This is a genomic window from Akkermansiaceae bacterium (assembly GCA_024233115.1).
Taxonomy (GTDB): domain Bacteria; phylum Verrucomicrobiota; class Verrucomicrobiia; order Verrucomicrobiales; family Akkermansiaceae; genus Oceaniferula.
This window is the reverse complement of record JACKQB010000002.1, coordinates 294,995-312,609: the sequence shown is the minus strand read 5'-3', so window position 1 is coordinate 312,609 and position 17,615 is coordinate 294,995. Positions and strand designations below refer to the sequence as shown.

24 protein-coding genes and 1 tRNA gene are annotated in these 17,615 nt (G+C 54.3%); 14 read left to right on the top strand and 11 right to left on the bottom strand.

Going from position 1 to position 17,615, the window contains the following annotated elements; translation table 11 throughout:
* Nucleotides 1-32: 32 nt before the first annotated feature.
* Nucleotides 33-440: an Rrf2 family transcriptional regulator gene (locus H7A51_05565; protein ID MCP5535689.1), complete on the bottom strand. Its 408-nt coding sequence runs from the start codon at nucleotides 438-440 to the stop codon at nucleotides 33-35.
* Between the two features lie 68 nt (nucleotides 441-508).
* On the opposite strand from H7A51_05565, the gene cysE reads away from it, so the two are divergent.
* Nucleotides 509-1,312 (top strand): serine O-acetyltransferase, encoded by an 804-nt coding sequence (cysE, locus tag H7A51_05560; protein MCP5535688.1) that lies wholly within the window; start codon nucleotides 509-511, stop codon nucleotides 1,310-1,312.
* 33 nt (nucleotides 1,313-1,345) lie between these two features.
* On the opposite strand, the gene H7A51_05555 is transcribed toward cysE, so the two are convergent.
* From H7A51_05555 to H7A51_05545, 3 genes are read right to left on the bottom strand one after another with little or no spacing between them, the layout of a single operon-like run.
* Nucleotides 1,346-1,564: a translation initiation factor IF-1 gene (locus H7A51_05555; GenBank protein MCP5535687.1), complete on the bottom strand. Its 219-nt coding sequence runs from the start codon at nucleotides 1,562-1,564 to the stop codon at nucleotides 1,346-1,348.
* Between the two features lie 43 nt (nucleotides 1,565-1,607).
* Nucleotides 1,608-2,681, bottom strand: a complete 1,074-nt coding sequence (locus H7A51_05550; GenBank protein ID MCP5535686.1) for a hypothetical protein — start codon at nucleotides 2,679-2,681, stop codon at nucleotides 1,608-1,610.
* Nucleotides 2,678-3,742, bottom strand: coding sequence for a hypothetical protein (locus H7A51_05545; GenBank protein ID MCP5535685.1), 1,065 nt, complete (start codon nucleotides 3,740-3,742; stop codon nucleotides 2,678-2,680). The genes H7A51_05550 and H7A51_05545 overlap by 4 nt, the downstream gene beginning before the upstream one ends.
* Before the next feature lie 277 nt (nucleotides 3,743-4,019).
* On the opposite strand from H7A51_05545, the gene H7A51_05540 reads away from it, so the two are divergent.
* The 5 genes from H7A51_05540 (at nucleotide 4,020) to H7A51_05520 (ending at nucleotide 8,081) form a co-directional block, all read left to right on the top strand.
* Complete coding sequence (locus H7A51_05540; protein MCP5535684.1) at nucleotides 4,020-4,427, top strand: hypothetical protein; 408 nt, start codon at nucleotides 4,020-4,022, stop codon at nucleotides 4,425-4,427.
* A 145-nt stretch (nucleotides 4,428-4,572) separates the two neighbouring features.
* Nucleotides 4,573-5,412 carry a prephenate dehydrogenase/arogenate dehydrogenase family protein gene (locus tag H7A51_05535; protein MCP5535683.1) on the top strand — a complete coding sequence of 280 codons (840 nt, stop codon included), beginning with the start codon at nucleotides 4,573-4,575 and terminating at the stop codon, nucleotides 5,410-5,412.
* A gap of 48 nt (nucleotides 5,413-5,460) precedes the next feature.
* Nucleotides 5,461-6,783, top strand: coding sequence for a 3-phosphoshikimate 1-carboxyvinyltransferase (aroA, locus tag H7A51_05530; GenBank protein ID MCP5535682.1), 1,323 nt, complete (start codon nucleotides 5,461-5,463; stop codon nucleotides 6,781-6,783).
* A 10-nt stretch (nucleotides 6,784-6,793) separates the two neighbouring features.
* The gene (cmk, locus tag H7A51_05525) at nucleotides 6,794-7,456 is read left to right on the top strand and encodes a (d)CMP kinase (GenBank protein ID MCP5535681.1); all 663 of its coding nucleotides are present in this window, start codon (nucleotides 6,794-6,796) and stop codon (nucleotides 7,454-7,456) included.
* A 13-nt stretch (nucleotides 7,457-7,469) separates the two neighbouring features.
* A complete protein-coding gene (locus H7A51_05520; GenBank protein ID MCP5535680.1) occupies nucleotides 7,470-8,081 on the top strand; it encodes a 1-acyl-sn-glycerol-3-phosphate acyltransferase in 612 nt (203 codons plus the stop codon).
* A gap of 24 nt (nucleotides 8,082-8,105) precedes the next feature.
* Here the strand turns inward: H7A51_05520 and H7A51_05515 are convergent.
* A tRNA-Sec gene (locus H7A51_05515) sits at nucleotides 8,106-8,198 on the bottom strand.
* A 271-nt stretch (nucleotides 8,199-8,469) separates the two neighbouring features.
* On the opposite strand from H7A51_05515, the gene H7A51_05510 reads away from it, so the two are divergent.
* From H7A51_05510 to H7A51_05480, 7 genes are all read left to right on the top strand, one after another.
* Nucleotides 8,470-8,796 (top strand): hypothetical protein, encoded by a 327-nt coding sequence (locus H7A51_05510; protein ID MCP5535679.1) that lies wholly within the window; start codon nucleotides 8,470-8,472, stop codon nucleotides 8,794-8,796.
* Nucleotides 8,797-8,997: 201 nt separating this feature from the next.
* Nucleotides 8,998-10,158 carry a DUF3570 domain-containing protein gene (locus H7A51_05505; GenBank protein ID MCP5535678.1) on the top strand — a complete coding sequence of 387 codons (1,161 nt, stop codon included), beginning with the start codon at nucleotides 8,998-9,000 and terminating at the stop codon, nucleotides 10,156-10,158.
* Between the two features lie 13 nt (nucleotides 10,159-10,171).
* Nucleotides 10,172-11,143 carry an FAD:protein FMN transferase gene (locus H7A51_05500; GenBank protein MCP5535677.1) on the top strand — a complete coding sequence of 324 codons (972 nt, stop codon included), beginning with the start codon at nucleotides 10,172-10,174 and terminating at the stop codon, nucleotides 11,141-11,143.
* A gap of 44 nt (nucleotides 11,144-11,187) precedes the next feature.
* Entirely contained in the window at nucleotides 11,188-11,676 is a 489-nt protein-coding gene (locus tag H7A51_05495) for a TlpA family protein disulfide reductase (protein MCP5535676.1), read from the top strand.
* Nucleotides 11,677-11,725: 49 nt separating this feature from the next.
* Nucleotides 11,726-11,956: a DUF4266 domain-containing protein gene (locus tag H7A51_05490; GenBank protein MCP5535675.1), complete on the top strand. Its 231-nt coding sequence runs from the start codon at nucleotides 11,726-11,728 to the stop codon at nucleotides 11,954-11,956.
* A gap of 31 nt (nucleotides 11,957-11,987) precedes the next feature.
* On the top strand, nucleotides 11,988-13,184 hold the full coding sequence (locus tag H7A51_05485; GenBank protein MCP5535674.1) for a hypothetical protein: 1,197 nt from the start codon (nucleotides 11,988-11,990) through the stop codon (nucleotides 13,182-13,184).
* Nucleotides 13,185-13,276: 92 nt separating this feature from the next.
* Nucleotides 13,277-13,594, top strand: a complete 318-nt coding sequence (locus H7A51_05480) for a pyrimidine/purine nucleoside phosphorylase (protein MCP5535673.1) — start codon at nucleotides 13,277-13,279, stop codon at nucleotides 13,592-13,594.
* Nucleotides 13,595-13,902: 308 nt separating this feature from the next.
* On the opposite strand, the gene eboE is transcribed toward H7A51_05480, so the two are convergent.
* The 6 genes from eboE to H7A51_05450 are packed head-to-tail and all read right to left on the bottom strand — an operon-like array spanning nucleotide 13,903 to nucleotide 17,093.
* Nucleotides 13,903-15,072: a metabolite traffic protein EboE gene (gene eboE, locus H7A51_05475; GenBank protein ID MCP5535672.1), complete on the bottom strand. Its 1,170-nt coding sequence runs from the start codon at nucleotides 15,070-15,072 to the stop codon at nucleotides 13,903-13,905.
* A 31-nt stretch (nucleotides 15,073-15,103) separates the two neighbouring features.
* Entirely contained in the window at nucleotides 15,104-15,358 is a 255-nt protein-coding gene (locus H7A51_05470) for a hypothetical protein (protein MCP5535671.1), read from the bottom strand.
* Nucleotides 15,351-15,557 carry a hypothetical protein gene (locus H7A51_05465; GenBank protein ID MCP5535670.1) on the bottom strand — a complete coding sequence of 69 codons (207 nt, stop codon included), beginning with the start codon at nucleotides 15,555-15,557 and terminating at the stop codon, nucleotides 15,351-15,353. The genes H7A51_05470 and H7A51_05465 overlap by 8 nt, the downstream gene beginning before the upstream one ends.
* 2 nt (nucleotides 15,558-15,559) lie before the next feature.
* Entirely contained in the window at nucleotides 15,560-16,357 is a 798-nt protein-coding gene (locus H7A51_05460; protein ID MCP5535669.1) for a TatD family hydrolase, read from the bottom strand.
* 46 nt (nucleotides 16,358-16,403) lie between these two features.
* Nucleotides 16,404-16,784: a four helix bundle protein gene (locus H7A51_05455; protein ID MCP5535668.1), complete on the bottom strand. Its 381-nt coding sequence runs from the start codon at nucleotides 16,782-16,784 to the stop codon at nucleotides 16,404-16,406.
* Between the two features lie 36 nt (nucleotides 16,785-16,820).
* Entirely contained in the window at nucleotides 16,821-17,093 is a 273-nt protein-coding gene (locus H7A51_05450; protein ID MCP5535667.1) for a hypothetical protein, read from the bottom strand.
* A 91-nt stretch (nucleotides 17,094-17,184) separates the two neighbouring features.
* Here H7A51_05450 and H7A51_05445 point away from each other — a divergent pair, with 91 nt between their 5' ends.
* Nucleotides 17,185-17,523, top strand: coding sequence for a hypothetical protein (locus tag H7A51_05445; GenBank protein ID MCP5535666.1), 339 nt, complete (start codon nucleotides 17,185-17,187; stop codon nucleotides 17,521-17,523).
* Nucleotides 17,524-17,615: the final 92 nt, after the last annotated feature.

Here is a 17,615-nt window from a genome sequence, read left to right as displayed (position 1 = left end):
AACTGAATACTGAATACGGAAAACTAGCAAACTTATATGTAAAACATCGGCGACTGGGTGCAGAGATTATCCATGGTGATGGAGTCGAGCTCTTTGACCAGTGACTGGTGGACTTGTTCCCATGCCTGGCCGATGGACCGACCGGACTCGCCATCGTTGGAGACGTTGGGAATAAGGATTCCTGGCTCTACAGCTTGAGTGACTTGGAGCAGGCTGATCTCGCCGGGGGCGCGGGCGAGGAGGTAACCGCCGGTTTTGCCGCGTTTGCTGATGATCAGGTCCCCGCGTTTAAGGTCATTGAGGATTTGCACTAAAAAATTTGCAGACACGGCTTCCCGTTGCGCTAAGTCGTCAAGTCGTGTAAGAGTCTGTCCATCATGGTGCCGGGCGAGCTGAACCATCGCCCGGCATGCGTATTCAAGTTTCTGGGAAATCCTCACAAAGAAAAATGGAACATAAAAAACAAACAAACGCTAGCTCCAACAAAAACAACCTCTGTCATGGTGATATGCTGGAGCGTGTGGATGTCGATAACATCTGGGCGAATCTCCGGTCGGCCGCCATCGAAATGGCGGACCAGGAATCCCATCTGCGGCGCATGCTGGAGGATGTGGTCATCAGCCGGGAAAGCCTTGCCGCTAGTCTTGCCGCGCGTTTGGCCCGGCGGCTCTCCCGTGAGGATATGCAACGTTCCGAGCTGGAGCCGCTGATGTGTGGCATCCTGACGGAAAACGAAAAAGTCATGCTCAGTGTGGCGCGGGATATGGCGGCGATCGTCGACCGTGACCCTGCCTGCCAGTCGGCCCTCGAACCTCTGCTCTTTTACAAAGGCTTCCTCGCCATATCCGCCTACCGGGTAGCGCACTGCCTGTGGAGAGCCGACCGCAAACCGCTGGCGCTTTATTTCCAGAGTATTGTCAGTGAGATTTTCGGCGTGGATATCCACCCTGCTGCCCGGATCGGGTGTGGTATCCTGCTCGACCATGCCACCAGTGTGGTGATCGGTGAGACTTCCATCGTGGAGGACAATGTCTCCATTTTGCACGAAGTGACCCTTGGGGGAACCGGCAAGGTTACGGGTGACCGGCACCCGATTGTGCGATCCGGAGTGTTGATTGGCGCGGGCTCGAAGATCCTTGGTCGGGTAGTGATCGGCGAGTGTGCCAAGATTGGAGCCGGCAGTGTGGTGTTGGACGATGTGCCGGCCCACAAAACCGTGGCCGGGGTTCCCGCGGTGGTCATGGGAGAAAGCAGCGAGGAAAATCCGGCCCTCGACATGAACCAGAGACTTTGCAAAGGGGATAAGGACTAACAGATTGTCAAGGAGGCAGTCAAGGAGGCCCGATCACTCCGGCAGGACCAGCACAATGCGTCCCTTGCTGAAATCGTAGGGAGTCAGTTCAAGGCGGACATGGTCGCCGGGTTTCAATTGGTCGTGAAGGTGGACCAGGGCCTTGGGAATGTGGCCGATGACGACTTTTCCGTTAGGCAGGGAAACGTGGTAGATTTTCGGCTTTGGTGAATCGATGATCGTGCCGGTGGTAGTGATGGGAGGATCGAACATTGGAAATTTGAAGAGTGAATTTTGAAGAGTGAATGATCCGAAGTCAGCCGAGATCCTTCCACTTGACCAGTGAGGCGAGGGGGGCGAAGCCGTCGTGGTGCCAAAAGAGGCTGGGTTGCTGGCTTTGGCCGAGTGGGCAGATGCGATGGGCTGGGAGGTGGGTGAGTGATGCGGCTCTGTCCTGGCCGAAGGGATGGATGGCGATGGTCGAGAGGTGCCGTGACTCAGGTCCCAGCGTGTCAGGGTTGATTTTTTCCGGTAGTGGTTTGACGTAGACGCAGCGGTTGAGACAGGAGAGCGTGAGGGCGGGCGATGGCTCGTGGATGACGGTCCAGTCGAGGCTTTGCTGACTTTCGTAGAGACCGGTTGTCGGATCGTTTGCGGCGCGGAAGCGCGTGGTTTCCCGGAGGTTGCGAATCGCACCAGCCTCTGACAAGCTTAATCCATGCTGAGGGTTTTCGACGGTGAACTTTTCCATTTCCCCGGCGAGCAAGCCGGAGAATGCCAGGCTGTCGCCATGGACGTAAACAGCATGGAGTGAGAGGCAGCCTTGTTGGTTGTAGAGAGAGACGTCACGTGCTGCGAGCCGGGCTGCGTTTTCGAAATCGCCGTAAACAATGCCCATGGAAACTTTATGCCCATGGGGGATAAAGATCTGATGAGGCAGGGTTCGTTGATGGATCGCTTCGATGCTGGCATCCGAGCCGATTGCTATGATGGCGTCTGACTTTGCCAGTAGTTCGTCTGTTAGTGAGTCGTGGGTTTCGATCAGGGTTTGGAGATCGACAGGAAACCGGTCGATACAACCGGTCAGCCCGGATAATCCGGTGGATGGCAGCTTGATGATATTGTGTGAGCCTAACAACAAGCCGCGGATGATGCTTTGGATGGCAGCATGGGGGGTGTTGCCACTGACGATGTGGAGGATGTTTCCCGGAGCTATGGCTTTGCTGTGCAACGGCCCATGGGGGCGGAATGCATCAAGGGCCGATACCTTTCCCAATTCGGCTGCAATCCAGGCTGACAAATCACAGGCGGTCACTTTACCCAACAGGTTTTCCACACAGGGTAGGGCGCACGCGTCTGCTAGAAGCTGGATTCTATCGTCCGTGGTCATGATGGTCTGAGTTGGTGGTCGGCAGCCCTTGAGCAGCCTCTCGGGAGGGCAGAGGGGTCGCGCCCGAGAAGAGTAAACGCATTCCTGCCGTCGGCAAGGTCAGCACCGGAGCGACTGGCCAGGTCCTGGGTGCGGATCGCCATCACGGAATGAAGATTGGCAAGGTCGTAAATGACCAGGTGCCCGGGTTCTCCTGCCAAGGCGTCGGTTTCGGTGAATGGATTGATCACCCTGACACGAGTCCAGCTTGGGCCGGTGTGTGGGTGGGCAAGACCGCGTGTATAGAACTGACTGCTCAGCTCGGTCATCGAGTACTCGTTGATGATCGAGTCGGGAGCGAGGCCGAGCTTGTTAGTAAACATCCGGTAAAGGTCCCCCTTTTCCAGTTGGCGCATTGTGCCCTTGTAGCCACCGGTTTCCATCGCCCAGCTTCCCGGCGGCAAGGTGAGGGGGTGAGTGAGTTGTTCGAAGAGATGCAGATAAGCGAGAGCTGTCCCCAGCAGGGCAACCGGCCGGTTTCCAGTCACTGCGGCAGTGATGGATTCCATATCCAGCCGCCCTGATGCATCGACCGCCCAGATGGATTTCCTGGAATGGGTATCGGATAACACACCCATCATGTGGGAAAGCGACGAGTGCGGTGCATGTCCGGGTTCGGGAGTAAGAAAGATGGAATTTTCAGGACGGGGGAGCGCCAGTTCCTGCCAGGAAGCGGTGATGGAGCGATCATACAGGTCGAGTGATGGAAAATGATGACAGCCCTTGAGTTCGGACGTGGTGCCGGACGTGAGGAAGGTTTTTTGTGTCTGTCCGATGGGAAAAGTGACCAGCGGGCATTCCACAAATTTAAAAGCATCGGTGGTGACCGCAGGGATTTCGTGCCAGTGCGTCAGGTTTTCCGGGGCCACCCCCAGAGCCTTGCAGTGGTTTTGGTAGGCAGTGTTGTTGTCGAACTGATGCTTGAACACCCTGAGGGCAAGTGCGTTGAACGCGCCATCGCCGAGTCCTCCACCTGCCATAGCGGAGTGTAGGTCGTGTTCGATGGAGAGGGGATGACTCATGATAAGCGATGCGTCAGCAGTCGGGGCAGCAATGTCCTGAAAATGCATGTGACAATCAAGAGCCGAATTACTGTCCCATGAATTGCAAGTCCAATGGACACTTTCCTGGGTTTTGGCAGGTAACCATACCTTGCCCCGTTATTATTTTACGCAAATATGCGCTCTGCCTGCGGCTAGGGCTTGACTTGACAGAATAATGGGTGGAAACTCTGCCATCTGCTGGTTTTCCCGCCGATTGTCCCCCGATAAAACAAGAAAACAACCAATACTTCACACGATGATTTTTTCAAAGAGCATACTCCTTCCCCTCGGGGCTATTGCCCTCGTGGGTGCTTGTGCACCCTATCCACCCACACCTGTGCCCCAGCCGGTCGGGCCTCCGCAGCAGAATGACGGGCAGCCGGCACTGACCGATGAGGAACAGCGCCAGATTGATGAAAACCGGGAACGTCTCAGACGCCAGGAGGAGAACAGGCAGAACGATGTGGGCCGGAATGATCTGCCGGACAAGCCTGTCACCCCTGCAAAACCCAAATACCCAACGGCATCGGCTGTTCCCGGTAAACCTGGTTTTGTTTTCAATCCGTACACCCACAACATTGTGGACGTGAAGGGGATTGGCTCGGGTAAGCTGTGCCGTGACCCCGAGGATGCCGATCCTACCCACAAGTTTCGTGTGCCGTAACGGCAAGATGATGAATAGACATATCGTAAATGGGGATAGGCGTTTTGCGTAACTTGTTTACCCGATATTTTTTTGAGAACCGATGCCGCAATTTCAGCGCGTCGGTTCTTGCATTTAGGCTGGCCCATGCCAGTGATTGCGGCGCATGAAACGTATTGCTGTTCTTGGAAGCGGACTACTGGGAGGCTCGATTGCCCTCGCAGTACAAGCACGTCTGCCCGGGGTCCGGGTGGCGCTGTGGGGTCGACGTGAGCAGGGGGTGGCCGAGGCAAGGGCGCAGGGTATAACAGACGCGAGCACAGATCTGGCCGCTGCCGTAAGGGGCGCGGAAATCATTATCCTGGCTTCACCTGTGGGTGCCATGCTGGAAATCCTAGGGGCGGCGTCTGCCTCATGTTCGTTGGAGGGTGTGATCATCACCGATGTGGGTAGTGTCAAGCTGACACCCCGCGATGCCCTCGAACACGTGGTCAGGGAAGCCGGGGCGAAATACATCGGCAGCCACCCCATGGCGGGTTCGGAGCAGGCCGGAGTGGCTGCGGCCCGTTCGGACCTGTTTGACGGTGCCGCGTGTGTGGTCACCAACGACTTCAACCATTCCGATGCGGACCTACGCACCATCAAAGGCTTGTGGGAGGCGATCGGGTGCCAGTGCTACGTCACCTCGTCAGAAGAACATGACCGGGTGATGGCGAGAATCAGTCACCTGCCGCACATGCTGGCATCGATCGGTGCCCTGGTCGGGCTCAAACACCCGGAAGACGGTATCTTTGCCGGCAATGGCATGCGGGACACCACGCGTGTGGCATCCGGTCATCCCGGGATGTGGGCCGAGATTTTCCTCCGCAACCGGGAGGCGTTGAAAGAGCCAATCAAGGAGACCATCACACACTTGCGTGAAATGCTTGCTTTGCTTGAGAATTCCAGCGATGAAGAGCTTACCCGTGTGCTGGAGGAAGCAAAGCGGCTGCGGGATACCCTTTAATCTCTTTTTACACCATCTAATACCCCGTCAAATTCAAATACCAACTACATGACTACCCTGAAGGTAAAAGCAATCAAAGACCTATGGGCCGAGTTCGAGGTTCCCGGCGATAAAAGCATCTCTCACAGGGCAGCCATTCTCGCGGGCTTGTCCAATGGGGTGTGTCGGATTGACAACTATTTACCGAGCGAGGACTGCCTCAATACCCTGAATGCCATGGCCCAGCTGGGTGCCACCCATGAGGTGCTGGAAACCAAGGACGGCTACGGCCCTACATCGATCAAGATCCAGGGCCGGCGGATGAAACTCAGTGCGCCGTCAGGAAATGTGGATTGTGGAAACTCGGGAACCGGCATGCGACTCCTGGCAGGTTTGCTCGCGGCCCAGCCATTCGAGTCGGTTCTCACCGGAGACGCATCTCTCCAGTCGCGCCCGATGGGTCGTATTATCAAGCCACTTGAGGAAATGGGGGCGTCGATCAAGGCCTGCGGCGACACCCCGGGCTGTGCCCCGCTGCGTATCAAGGGAGCCACGCTCCAACCCATCAGCTACCGGATGCCCGTGGCCAGTGCCCAGGTGAAAAGTGCCATCCTGCTGGCCGGACTGTTTACCGAGGGGAAAACGACCGTTGTCCAGCCAGCCGAGACGCGTGACCATACCGAGCGGATGTTAGCCTATTTCCGTATTCGCTCCATCCGCACTGGCGATGAAATATCCGTCTACGGCGGACAGATGCCGGAGTCGGGCGATTTCCGGGTGCCCGGTGATATTTCTTCCGCAGCCTTCTGGATCGTTGCTGCCGCCGCCCTGCCTGGCTCGCATTTACTGATCAAGAATGTAGGTTTGAACCCGACCCGGACCGCACTTCTGAATGTCTTGATCCGCATGGGTGCCCAGATCAAGGACGTCGTTCTCTCCGAAGAGTACGGCGAGCCCTATGGCAACATCGAGATCACCGGTAAACCACTGCGTGGCACCGAGATCAAGAGTGAGGAAATCCCCAACTTGATCGATGAAATCCCCATCCTCGCAGTGGCTGGTGCGCTGGCGCAAGGGAAGACCATGATCCGTAATGCCAGGGAGCTGCGTGTGAAGGAAAGCGATCGCATCGCGACGGTTTGTGAGAACTTGCGTGCCATGGGAGCTGAAGTCGAGGAGTTCGAGGACGGTATGGAGATCACCGGAGGCAAACCACTGAAAGGTGCCGAGCTGGATAGCTTTGGCGATCACCGGATTGCGATGGCCTTTGCGATTGCCGGTCTCTTCGCACACGGGGAAACGGTGGTTAACAATACAAAGTGTATCGATACTTCCTACCCGGGTTTTGCGACGCATCTGTCCTCGATCAAGAACGGGAGATCCCCCAGGTAATTATTTTTCCATGTCAGAGAGCCAAACATCCAACCACTTTGCTGTCGCCATCGACGGCCCCGCCGCATCAGGAAAGAGCACCGTCGCCCGCCGACTGGCAGAGCGTCTGGGCCTGATCATGATCAACACCGGCGCCATGTACCGCGCCATCGCCTGGGCCACCATTGAAAAGGGGGTGGACGCTTCCGATTCCGGAGCTGTGATCGCCATGCTCAAGCACATCGAAGTCACCTGCGGAATCAAGGGCGGGGGATCGACAATCCTGATCGACGGTATCGATCCCGGTGACGCACTCAGGGAGGACCCGGTGAACGCCCGCGTTTCCAAAGTGGCCGCCATCCCCGAGGTGCGCGAACTCCTGGTCGCCAAACAGCGCGAGTATCTCACGCTCGGCAGTCTGGTGATGGAAGGGCGCGACATTGGCTCCGTGGTTTTTCCTGATACCCCCTATAAACTCTATATCGATGCCTCCGAGGAGGTTCGCCTGGCACGCCGGTCAGCAGAAGGTCTGGCCGATGTGGTGAGCCAACGTGATGCCGAGGACAGTAAACGAAAGACCTCGCCCCTGGTGGTGGCGGACGGAGCCACGGTGATTGATAGCTCGGAGATGGATATTGATGAAGTCGTCGAGACCGCTCTGCTGGCACTCCGCGCCCAAGGACTCCAAGATTAACCATTTTTTTGATATGAAAACAATCTACTGGTTCTGCTACACACTCTGGAAGATGTGCTTCGTCTGCTTTTTTTCTTACCGTGTTATAGGCAAAGAGAAGCTGGTTACCGACGGGCCGGTGCTGATTGCATCGAACCATGAAAGTTATCTCGACCCTCCCTTGGTCGGGATTGGCTACGACAAGGAGGTCTATTACCTGGCGCGTAAAACGCTCTTCCGTGGACTCGGTGCCTGGCTTTACCCGAGGCTGAACGCGGTTCCGGTCGATCAGGACCGACCCGATATGACCAGCCTCAAGACCATTATCAAACTGTTGCGACAGGGCAATCAGGTTGTTGTCTTTCCCGAGGGAGCCCGCACCCTCGACGGGAACCTTCAACCCGCTGAGGCGGGCACTGGTTTGATCGTGGCAAAAAGTAAAGCCGTCGTGCAGCCTGTCCGTATCTTCGGTGCCCGCGATGCGCTACCCCGTGGATCGAGCAAAATGAGATTCCGACCGATCACGCTCGTCGTCGGCGACCCGATCACATTTTCCCCCGAGGAACTCAAAGCCAAAGGCCGCGATGACTATCAGCTGATTTCCGATAAGATTATGAAGGAGATCGGCAAGCTTGAGATCAGTTAGCCCGCCTGGTGTGACCAAGGGAAAGCGGAGAGGGAAGGAATCGAACCAACCAAAGACCATAACAGCCTTTCAACGGTTTTGAAAACCGCGGCGGCCACCAGACACGCCTCACTCTCCAATCGAAGAACGCTGCGAAATTAGCGCGTGGTCTTGTCTTGTCAATGGAAGGTTGCCCAAAGGCTTGCGAATGTGTTACGATCAGATGGGCTTGTTCAAACTTTACGGGCTTTTCCCAGAAAAATGCTTTGACACGTCGAATAGAAAAATGTAGTTACGAAGTGTTAACGGTACCCCTTTGATAGTCTCGATTAAAATATTCCTGGCAACGTGGATGGCAGTCTATTTGGCTCTGCCAAGCTGTCCGTGTCAGCTATTTGAACCGTTAGGAATGGTCTACCCCCATAAACATGAGGTCGGTTCACCGGGTGGGGGAAATCCTGATTACAATGGACTCACCGACTGGAAGAAGCCGTCGGACGGCAGTGACCAGGAATTGCCTGTCTGCCACTGCGAAGAAGGTATTGGGAAAACGGCCGATACATGTAACGGGATTGATATCGATGTTCCTGCACATTACGCGACGGCAATCGATAACCGTGAATCGGGTCATACCCCGGTCGGATATCATGCAAGCCCTGCAGCCAGGGCGCCGCCTCCGCTGTTGTTTCCGAACTACTGGTTGATGAATGCCCGGACGGGTGTCTATCGGCTTTGATTCATTTTTTTAGTGCTGCGCATTGAGCTCAGCCCATAGGCCTGTGTGGATCACACACTGTGTTGATTGCAGGCTGCCTGGAACTGCCCACGGTAAGCACGTTTCCCTGACATCCGTCTTTTGATGTCCCCAGCATTATTGCCATGCCTCGACATGTACTTCGACCCCCGTTTTAGAATCATCAACATACATTTATCCATTATGAACAAAAAGTATATCATCTATACCCCAGCGGTTCTTCCGCTCGCTACCCAGGCGGGGGCGGGTGTTGCCATCGACAGCCACCGCTACGACCTGAGCTACCAAATCTATCAGGAGCGTGCGGACCGTATCCGGATTGAGTCGTATTATCTGCGCACCCAGTTTGATCTGAGTAACGACACGTCATTCAGGTTCCAATATTTGAGAGACGCGATCAGCGGGGCATCACCATCGGGTGTCCTTCCTGACAGCGGCCAATCGTTTCTCTCTGAACTTGAGGATGTGCGCACGGGGATTATGGCAGCGTTGTCGCATCAGTTTGGCGACCACCGGGTCGAATTCGAGCTGTCCCGCAGTAGCGAGGATGATTACCTGTCCTATGGTTTTGCGCTCAGTGACAAGTGGGAGTTGAACCAGAAAAACACGACCTTCACCTATGGGGTCAACTACGTCGACGATCAGGTAGCGGTCTTTGGTTTGCCGGATCAGGATAAGAAAAATTATGATCTGTTTGCAGGTGTGACCCAGATCATTGATAAAAACACAACGGTATCGATTAATTTCACACTGGGTTATAGCGAGGGATATCTCAACGACCCGTATAAGGTGATCCAGCGTAATGAGACTGTTGTTTTTCCCGGGATTCCTCCGATTCCGGTGGTGAATGTCTATGCCGAAAACCGCCCCGACAGCAGATTCCGCCAGGTTCTCCAGTTAGAAGGGAAACACTTCTTTGAAAAGGCTGATGCCAGTCTGGATGTTATGCTGCGGCTCTCAAACGATGATTATGGAGTATTCTCACAAACAGCCGAGGTGGAATGGCGGCAAGCCATCGGTGAATCATGGGAGCTCAACCCGTTTATCCGGTACTACCAGCAGAATGCGGCTGATTTCTTTGCCAATACACTCAATGACGTGCCCATCACAGATCCGGCAAGGTATCCAGACGGATCGGGGCCGAATTACTCATCGGATTACCGTTTGTCTTCGTTCAATGCCCTGAGTCTGGGACTCAGGCTTCGTTACCAGATCACGGAGAATGTCTCCATGTCAGCGGCCTATGAACACTACAGCATGACTGGCCAGGGTTCCGATCAAGCCCCCGACCAAGCATACATTGATGCCGATATCTGGACCTTCGGATTGAATGCCAAATTTTAACAGCGGGTATAACATGAGCAATCCAGCGACATCCATATCCATCAAACCCGACGAACGTGGTGTCAGGGGCATTGCGTTCCGTGCGCTTGGCTCGTCGTGTAAAATCAATTTCATCCAGCCCGACGAGCAAGCGGCGCTGAAGTTTCTCGCCGAGGCACTGAGTTGGCTTGAGACGTTTGAGAAAAAGTATTCGAGGTTCAGACCCGGGTCCGAGGTTTCCCGGATCAACGCGGCGGCGGGCATCGACTGGGTCAAGGTCGACCACCACATGGAGCATATCCTGGATTTGATCGATAACCTGTATGGCATGACCAAGGGTATCCTTGATCCCACGATGCTGCCACTGTTGAAAGTATGGGACTGGAAAACCGTGCATACCCGGCTTCCCGACACCCAAGTGGTGGATGCAGCGCTGAAGCTGACAGGGTGGGGGAAGGTCCAACGCAAACCGGGTGCTGTTTTTCTTCCGGAAAAAGGCATGGGGCTCGATTTTGGTGGCTTCGGCAAGGAATTCGCAGTCGATCACGTGACACGTATTGCCCATCAGAATGGAATCACCGACGCGCTGATCGACCTTGGCCAGGATCTGTTTGCGATCGGTGGCAATGGCGTTCATCCGTTCTGGCATGTGGGCATTCAGAATGGCCGACACAAGGATAAATACCTCGGCGGACTCGCAGTCTCGGGCTACGCCGTATCATCGTCAGGCGATTATGAACGAGGATTTGAACACAACGGAGTCCGTTATGGCCACATTCTCGACCCTCGCACCGGCTGGCCGGTTTCTAACGGTATGTGTTCAGTCACCGCTTTGGCGCCGTCATGCCTTCAAGCCGGAGTGTTAAGTACCACGGTTTTTGTGCTCGGCCGACAAGAGGGCATCGCCTTTGCAACCCGCGCACCGGATGTGGAAGCCTGTATCCAGGACGACCGAGGGACTGAAAAAACCCCGGGTTTCATGAGCCGACAAGTCACAGCCGCATAATTCAAATCCAACAACCTAACTAATAAACCAACAAATACAATATGATGAAAACCATACTACTAACAACCGTCGTCACCTGTTCCTTGCTGATGCATTCAATGGCCAAAGAGCCATCCGTAGGTCAGGCTCTACCCAGCCTGTCTCAACTGCTTCCCGGGTCATCAGTTCCCAAGACAAAAGGCAAAGTGGTTCTTGTCGATTTCTGGGCATCATGGTGCGCCCCGTGTAAGGCGTCATTTCCATGTTTCACCCGACTTCACAACAAGTATGCCTCCAAGGGCCTGGTCATCATTGCGATTGGCGTGGACGAGGACGTCAGAAAATACAAAGCCTTTGCAGCTAAGAACAAGGCACCGTTTCTGCTTGCGCACGATAGTTCCCACAAAGCCGCGGCCTTCTTCAATCCGCCCACGATGCCATCGAGTTATCTGGTCGATCGCAAAGGCGTGATACGCCATATCCACAAAGGCTTCAAAGGTAAAAAAACCGAGGCTCTCTACGAAAAGGAAATCATTGCCCTGCTCGGTAAATAACCCGGACAGCTTCTAACACACATCAACTCTAACATTCAACTACAAGACCATGATCAAGTCATTTCTAATCCTGACAGGCTCAGCACTGTTGATCGGTATCAGCAGTTGCTCCCAACACCTCGTTCGCGTCAAACCCTATGAGCGGGGAAACCTGGCTAGTCCTCTGATGAGCGAAGATACAGATCCCTTGCAAAAACCCATGTCCGAGCATGTCTACTTCTCCCGTGAGGGGAGTTTTGGCGGTGGTGGAGTCGGTGGCGGTGGCTGTGGCTGTAACTAATCATTTTCCAATCCAACACACAATGACCACTATGAATCCATACCAAGTAAAGTATCCGCGTCTCAGACGTATTGGCCAGCGAGCCAGCTCGCTGATTGTGCTGCTTCAAAAATCGCCGTATGTCCAATTCCTGCTGCCCGAAGCAAAACTGATCAGTTCGGTTGCCACGGCGGATGCTGTGAAAATGACCATCGCCACGGTCGCTGGCCTGGGAGTTTTTGATTCGGTATCCGGTGCGACGGAAGTTGTGCAGGTATCACCATCGGCTAATTCCAACACCGTTCCGGCGACGACGGGTGAAGCTCTCACCTTCGTGTTTCAAGCCATCAATATTGGAGGTGAAAAGGTCAACCATTTCTCGGTGACCGGCACACTCCCACCCGGGCTGTCTCTTGCCCCGGGAGTGGTCAACAAGTCATTTGGATCGATCACGGGGACGCCTACCCAGGCGGGGACCTATTCAAATATACAAATCCGGGCTTGGGAAAAAGCCGATGAAGCAGATAGTAAAGTTGCATTGGGGACGTTCACGATCGTGGTGGCTGCACCTCCGGGAGCTGCCATTTCGCAGCATCCCGCATCGACCACGATTAACAGCGGGGAAACGACCACCTTGAACGTCACCGCATCCGGGACACCGCCATTTACCTATCAATGGTATCAGGGGGCGTCCGGCAGCACCACCACGCCGGTGGGAACGAATAGTAGCAGTTTCACCACGCCTGCGCTAACGACAACCACTCTCTATTGGGTGAAAGTAAGCAATACAGCCAACCCGGGTGGAGCCAACTCCAACGCGGCGACGGTGACTGTGATCAATCCGTTTGATACGTGGAGGAGTAGCTATTTTAACACGCAACAACTGGCGGATAGCGATATTTCCGGTCCGACAGCTGATCCGGATAAAGATGGCGTGTCCAACGAGGATGAATACATCTTTGGCACCTCTCCCGTGGTTTCAAATCCACCCTTGGTTGCCAGCGTGAACAAGAATGGAGGGAACATGGATATTTCCTTTACTGCTGTCAGCGCAACGGGAGCTGGGTATTCCGGCAAGACCCGGCATTATGCCATCGAGGTTTCAGACGACATGTCACAGGTCGGTGCCTGGCCTACACTTGCAGGCTATTCCGACATGATCGCCACGGGTCAAACGGTTACTGCACAGGTGCCGATCAACACGGATACGGAAAAATTCTACCGCATCCGATCATGGCTCACCCCCTGAGCGATGCGGTGGGGCAGGGTTGGTTCATCAATATGTGATGGTGACAGAATTCCCACTTGTCCTCCCGGGCCTAGTGGGATGATCTTCCGCTTATGCAATTTACCAATGTTACTGCCGAGGCAAAAGCGAACGTCTACTTTGATGGCAAAGTCGTCTCCCATGGGATTACCCTTGAGGATGGAACCACCAAGACCTTTGGTCTGATCTATCCGGGGAGTTACCACTTCGGAACGAAAAAGGCCGAGCGTATGGAGATCACGGAAGGTGCCTGTATCGTCACGCTCGACGGCCTGGATGGAAGTGACGGGTTCAATGCTGGCGAGCATTTTGATGTTCCCGCTGATTCAGGTTTTACCATCGAAGTCAGTGAGGGGATTTGCCAGTATATTTGCTCGTACATCGAGTCTTGAATTTCCTGTAAACGGGAAAGTTGAGTTACTTGTCTGTGCGGTCTTGGCCCTCTATCTGTTGATGTAGTTTCTGTGCTTCGGCATCCCGATTTTTCATGTGGTTCTCCCACCAGACAGTTTCTTTGATTTCTCGTTCGTTGGCTGGAAGCGTTTTCAGGGCGACGGGTGTGAGGTCAGGCAACAGGATCGCGGAGTGGGTTGTGATTGAGCTGCCTTTTTCATCAAGTGCGATCACTAACAGGAAAGAAATACGAAGTATTATATAGCTCACTAAACCCTCATTTACATGTGAGGGTATCCCCGTCGAGTCAAAACGAAATATTGCTTCGCACCCATTCGTATTCCCTGGCAATCTGGTCCTCGACCGGAATCTGTAATGCACCCGGCAGCACGCCCCAGGTGTAGGTCTCAATTTCAAAGTGGCGGCAGAAATTGGGATGCTGCTGGAAGTAGGCGAGCGCATCCCTGGCGTGGTCCTGGGTGGACGCCAGTGGTGGCTCGGGTTGCGCGTAGAGCGGGATGTGGAAGTGAATACGACCCTTTTCGTCAGCTGACAGGATTCGGGCGTCAGGAGTCGGGGCTTTGTCGGAACGGGTTACCAGGTATTCAGGAAGGTCTTTGAAACGCGCGAGTTTGCCGTTGTGTCCTTGGACGATGACCTGGTGGAGGTAGGTGGGCTCGTCAAAGTCCCGAATTTTTTCCAGAGCTTCCTCAGATGTCGGGTCGAATTCCAGTGCAGATGATAGATGCACTTTGGAAATGCGTAGACCCGCATCACGCAGCGCGGCCAACGATCTGTGGCAGTCATCGAATTCGAGCGCAAAGTGACAGGTGTCGTAGTTGATGCCGATGCGGCGTTTGATCAGCTCGGGATCATCCACGGTATCGAGAAACCGCTCAAAAAAAGCGAGCGTTTCTTCGGTGTTTTCAAAGTGTCCCAGCGGCTCGGGCTCGAGCCCGAGGTGGAGGTCGCGTTCGAATAAGCCCGATAATACTTCAATCGACTTTGCGCAGGCTTCCAGGTTTTTGAAAAGGGCAGCTTCGTCAGCATGGAATTCTTTAAATGATCCAGGGAGGGTGGAAACCGAACCTTCGATTCCCTCTGGTAAGAGTTGGGCGATGATGATGAATAAATTGTTCGTATATTCGAGTCGCTCGCTGCTTGTCCAGTCGGGTTGATAGACTTTCTCCTTCACCCGGGTGCCATGGAACGAGCCATAGGGGAAACCGTTGATGGTGAATACGTAGCAGTTTTCCTCGGAGAGCCATTGCTGGAAATTCTCGAGGTTGTCACCCTGGAGAAGCTCCCCGGCCGCGACGGCTGAGAGCCTCAGTCCGATAGCGTAGGGGGTGCCAGGGGGGGCGACTTTATCCCGGACAGATAAGGTGTGTTTTTTGAGTGCCTCCCAAGTTTCCCCCCAGGTTTCGGCAGGATGGATATTGGTGCAGTAGGCGAGATGTGCGTCAGCGATTTTCAAAACCTGGTATTTGGAGTTTAGAACGTAAAACTTACAATGCCTCTACGTTGCGAATATCAAGAATTTTCACGATACCTGCAAACGGGTCGTTGAAAAAGAGAACAGCCTGTCGGCCTAGCAGCTTCACCTCAATCATGCGTCCACGCGGGTCAGCTTGTCGGTAGTCGCCTACGGTTTCCGGATTGGCAGCCAAAGCATGGATGAACTGGATAACAGCGTCGCGATTACCCAGCCGCTGGAGGTGGTCAGCTGCCAGACAGTGGATGTAGACCAGGGTGTTAGTCATCCTTGAGAGCTTCTTGGGTTTTCTCCCATGATGGCCAGTTTTCAGGGTCAGCGTCATCGATGCGTTGATGGAGCGCTGGCATCACAAGCTTGTTGCGTTTGAGGCGTTCCATCAGCAGAAAACCGGCTAAATGGTCCTGTTCCGCCGCAGATAACCGGCGGAGGGTGGTTTTGAGTTGTTCAAGTTGGTCAGGATCCATGGTTAGACTTTGAAGTTCTTCGACTGGCTGAGGAATTCCACCGGATTGTCATACACGACCTTGCTGATGAGTTCCTCGGAATGCCGGCGTTTTTTCATCTCGACCATACACTTGGCAACGGCGAGCGGGTCCGAAACACCCCAGTCGCACGCCGAGTTCATCCAGATGTTTTCTGTGCCAAAATTCTCCAGAATATCGACAGCGCGGGGCAGGCTGCACTTTGATTCAGGATAGAGCGTCATACCGGCCCAGAAACCGGCATCGAGGACAAGTCCGGCGGTGTGTTCCTCAACGTGGTCGATGATGACCCGGCCCGGATCGACATGGGCGTTTTTCAAAGCATCAATGGTTAAGCGGGTGCCTTTGAGTTTGTCTTCGAGGTGTGGGGTGTGGATCAGGATGGAGAGGTCGTATTTCTGCGCGAGGGCGACATGTTCTTCGAAAATGGCCAGCTCGTTGACCGTGTTTTTGTTCATACCGATTTCCCCGATGCCCAGCACGTTGTCCTGGTCGAGAAACTCGGGAATGATGGCCATGACTTCGCGGGCGAAACCAGCGTCTTCGGCTTCCTTCGGATTGATACAAAGCCAGCTGTAGTGTTTGATGCCGAACTTGGCGGCGCGCTTCGGCTCGTAATCGGTGAGTTGGCGGTAGTAGTCGTAAAACCCTTGGGTCGAAGTCCGGTCAAACCCTGCCCAAAAAGCGGGTTCGCAGATGACCTCGCAGCCAGCCATGGCCATGGCCTGGTAGTCGTCGGTGGTCCGACTCACCATGTGGGCGTGTGGTTCGATGTATTTCATGATTCAGTAGTAGGTTGTAAGTAGGCGGTAGGCGGTAGGCGGTCGCTTACGCGATGATCCACGGTTGAGGGTTGGTAATCATTTTTCCAAGCATTCGGCCTATTTGTTGGTTGGTTTCTTGAAGGCGTACGATAGTTGCCGGGTCAATATATCCGCAATCCCTGGCAAAATCCATGTGTGTATCGGTTTCTTGATTCTCTCCATCACAGTCAGTGAGTTTACTTATGAAATGTGCTTCGTAACGACGTTTGGCCCACGCTTCACGGAGGTTTGCTTGCACAGACCGTGATGACCTTCGGATTTGGCTGGTCAGGGAGTATTTTTCTTCCGAAGGAAACGAATTGCTCAGATGAAATAGCTCCATCGCCTGCCTGTAGGCTAACTGATAAACCTCCAGGTCTTTCGCGGATGATGCAAATTTCCCCATAGCTGTGTGATTTGGATTCTGCCAACTGGCTACCGACTACTGGTCACCGGCCACCGCCCCAAAGGCCCCCTGGATGGTGGCTCTGGGGATGGGTTCGGTGCTGTGGTCGGAGAGGGCCTCGAGCACGGCCTGGGCGCGGGGGACGTCGCCCGGCGCCAGCATGGCCTTGAGTGCCTGCTGAAACCCGTCAGCCCGGAAATCGGAGTCTCCTTCGTGTCGGTCGAGCCGGTCGAGGTAGGCTGCGATATCGATCAGCTTGTGCCGCGCGTCCATGAAATAGAGATCGAGAATGTCTTTCTTACTGGGCATGCCGGTATTGTAAGTGTCAAAATCCAAAATCCAAACTCCAATTTCAGTTTCCAATTTCTGATTACTAAGATAGAAGCACGGCATGAGCGACATGGAACAACGTGATTTAGGACCCCAGCCACTTGACCGGATGATGGATGAGTGGGGGATATCCAACCATGCAATGGTCGATGTTTCCACCGAGCAGCTGACGCACAAGCAGGTGCAAAAGGCCCGCAAGGGGAGAAGGTTGACGCTGAAAATGATGCAGAAGGTCACCCGCGCGTTTAATGTGACGATCTGGCACCGGCTTAACAACCAGCAAAAGGAGGCGTATTACGAATACATGCATCGTGAGCTTTTTAACTACGCCAAAGGCCACGATCCACAATTTGAAGACCCGAACCGCGGGCTGATACTGGCATTAAAAGATGAACAGCCTATGGATTAAGGTGGGCTGTAGGATGCCAATGACAACGTAGAAAAGCTATCCAAGCTCTTTGATCCTCTACGAGGAGTATGAGAAACTCTTTTACGGCGACC